At 68.7% G+C, this 3,180-nt stretch carries 1 protein-coding gene and 1 pseudogene; both read left to right on the plus strand.

The features are described 5' to 3' along the window. On the plus strand, positions 1–739 hold a 739-nt coding region (locus VF794_RS04390; RefSeq protein ID WP_331107917.1), incomplete at its 5' end, for a zf-HC2 domain-containing protein. Between the two features lie 211 nt (positions 740–950). Next, positions 951–3,180, plus strand: a pseudogene (locus VF794_RS04395) (HAMP domain-containing protein); the annotation flags it as partial.

Here is a 3,180-nt window from a genome sequence, read left to right on the forward strand (position 1 = left end):
GGACAGACAGGCGAAGCAGGCGCTGGAGGCCCTCTTCCGGGGTGAGCTGGAAGGGGAGGGCTACACGCGGCTGCGCGCGCACGCGACGGGGTGCGCCGAGTGTCGGGAGGCCTACGACAAGCTGAGCCGGGTGGAGTCGGCATTGGAGAAGCGGGCCCTGCCCCCGGGGCGCGAGGCGCTGCTGCAAAAGGAGCTGTTCGCCCGACTCGGGGTGGCGCTCCAGCCGGCGCGGGTGCCGGTGCCCGAGCGCAAGCCCTTCTTCTCCCTGTCCTTCATGCCCCTGGCGGCGGGGATGGCGATGGCCGCGGTGGCGCTGCTGCTGGTGGTGCCGCGGCTGCGGGCGCCGGAATCCGAGTTCCAGGCGCGCGGCGTGGAGACGGGCACCTCGGCGTGGGGTGTGCGGGCCTTCTGCATTGGCGCGGACGGACAGGTGCGGGGTGAGGCCCGGCCGGGAGACACGCTGGTGTGCGCGGAGGGCGGAACGGTGCAGTTCAGCTACACGGCTCCCGAGGGAGCGCGGCTGACCATCGAGACGACCTCGCCTTCGGGAGAGCCGCTGCGCTTCTTCCCTCCCGAGGGAGTCGCCCAGGAGGTGGCGGCGGGCGTGGATGTGCCCCTGCCCTACAGCACCCCGGTGCAGGGGGGCTGGCTCGCCCGGCCGCTGGAGGTGCGAGCGCGCTTCATCGATGGGCGGGGCCAGGCGCTCGGGGAGACGCGGCTCATGCTCTCGCCCCGCTAGCGCGGGAAATTCCAGTGCGTGGGGTGGCCCGCCTGGGCGCCCGCCCCCGAGCGCGGCGTGGGACCATGTAGGAACGAATCGGTAAAGCCCTCTGGTTGAGCCCATCGCCAACCATCCGCACTGGAGAGGGCTCGTGAACCGTCGCAACAAACACCCCACGCGTGTCCAGACCGGCAAGAAGCTGCGCAAGCCCACCACGCTCGCGCGCCGTGTGCATGGTCATGCGCCTCGCCGGCCCTCGACGGCGGCCGCGCTCGAGACGCTGCTGGAGTCGCTCCAGGCCGTCACCTATGGCGATTTCTCCGTGCGCCTGCCGCCCGAGCAGCAGCCGGCGGCGATGGAGGAGATCGCCCTCGCCTTCAACGCCCTGGTGGCGATGAACCAGCGGATGCAGGACGAGCTCGTCCGCGTGGAGCGCGTGGTGGGTCGCGAGGGCCAGATGGCGGAGCGCGCCTCGCTCGGACCGGTGAGCGGCGGCTGGGCCTCCAGCATCGGCTCCATCAATTCGCTCATCGCCGACCTCGTTCAGCCCACCACCGAGGTGGCGCGCGTGCTGGGCGCGGTGGCCCGCGGTGACCTCACGCAGAAGATGGCGTTGGATCTGCCCGGCCAACCGGTGAAGGGCGAGTTCCTCCGCATCGGTACCACCGTGAACGCGATGGTGGATCAGCTCAGCTCCTTCGCCGCCGAGGTGACGCGCGTCGCACGCGAGGTCGGTACGGAAGGGAAGCTCGGCGGTCAGGCCCGCGTGCCCGGTGTCGCCGGTACGTGGAAGGACCTCACCGACAGCGTGAACCAGCTGGCCAACAACCTGACCGCGCAGGTGCGCAACATCGCCGAGGTGACCACCTCCGTGGCGCGGGGCGACCTGTCGCGAAAGATCACCGTCGACGCGCGGGGCGAGGTGTTGGAGCTGAAGAACACCGTCAACACGATGGTGGACCAGCTCCGCTCGTTCGCCGGCGAAGTGACTCGCGTCGCGAAGGAAGTGGGTACCGAGGGCAAGCTGGGTGGTCAGGCCGACGTGCCCGGCGTCTCCGGCGTGTGGAAGGACCTCACCGACAACGTGAACCTGATGGCCTCCAACCTGACGACCCAGGTGCGAGGCATCGTCAAGGTGGTGACGGCGGTCGCCAACGGGGACCTGTCCCAGCGCCTCGTGGTGGATGCCAAGGGCGAGGTGGCCGCGCTGGCCGACACGCTCAACAGCATGACGAAGACGCTCGGCATCTTCGCCGACCAGGTGACCAGCGTCGCCAAGACGGTGGGCGTGGAAGGCAAGCTGGGCGCCCAGGCGGATGTGCCGGGTGTGGCGGGTACGTGGAAGGACCTCACCGACAACGTGAACCTGCTCGCCAACAACCTCACCGCCCAGGTGCGAAACATCGCCGAGGTGAGCACGGCCGTTGCCCGCGGTGACCTGTCCAAGAAGATCACCGTCGATGCGCGCGGCGAGGTGCTCGAGCTGAAGAACACCATCAACACCATGGTGGAGCAGCTGCGCTCGTTCGCCGGTGAGGTGACCCGCGTCGCGAAGGAAGTCGGTACGGAAGGAAAGCTGGGCGGTCAGGCCGACGTGCCCGGCGTCTCCGGTACGTGGAAGGACCTCACCGACAACGTGAACTTCATGGCCTCCAACCTCACCAGCCAGGTGCGAAACATCGCGCTGGTGACGACGGCGGTGGCCAATGGCGACCTGTCGCGGAAGATCACCGTCGATGTGAAGGGCGAAATCCTCGAGCTGAAGAACACCATCAACACCAGGGTGGACCAGCTGCGCTCGTTCGCCGCGGAGTGACCCGCGTCGCTCGCGAGGTGGGTACCGAAGGAAAGCTGGGCGGTCAGGCCGAGGTGCAGGGCGTGTCCGGCGTCTGGAAGGACCTCACCGACAGCGTGAACTCGATGGCGTCCAACCTGACCAACCAGGTGCGCAACATCGCCAAGGTGACGACGGCCGTCGCCAACGGGGACCTGTCCAAGAAGATCACCGTCGATGCGAAGGGTGAAATCCTCGAGCTGAAGGACACCATCAACACCATGGTGGATCAGCTCAACGCGTTCGCCTCGGAAGTGACCCGCGTCGCTCGCGAGGTGGGGACCGAGGGCAAGCTGGGTGGCCAGGCGCGTGTGCCCGGCGTCGCCGGTACGTGGAAGGACCTCACCGACAACGTGAACCTGATGGCCCGCAACCTGACCACCCAGGTGCGCGGCATCGTCAAGGTGGTGACCGCGGTCGCCAATGGTGACCTCACCCAGAAGCTCGTCGTCGACGCGAAGGGCGAGGTGGCCGCACTGGCCGACACCATCAACAGCATGACGGACACGCTCGGCATCTTCGCCCAGCAGGTGTCCAGCGTGGCGCGGGAAGTGGGCATCGAGGGCAAGCTCGGCGGACAGGCCAAGGTGCCCGGGGCCCGGGGCGCGTGGCGGCAGCTCACCGA

Source organism: Archangium sp., from assembly GCF_036389735.1.
In the GTDB taxonomy this organism is placed as follows: domain Bacteria; phylum Myxococcota; class Myxococcia; order Myxococcales; family Myxococcaceae; genus Archangium.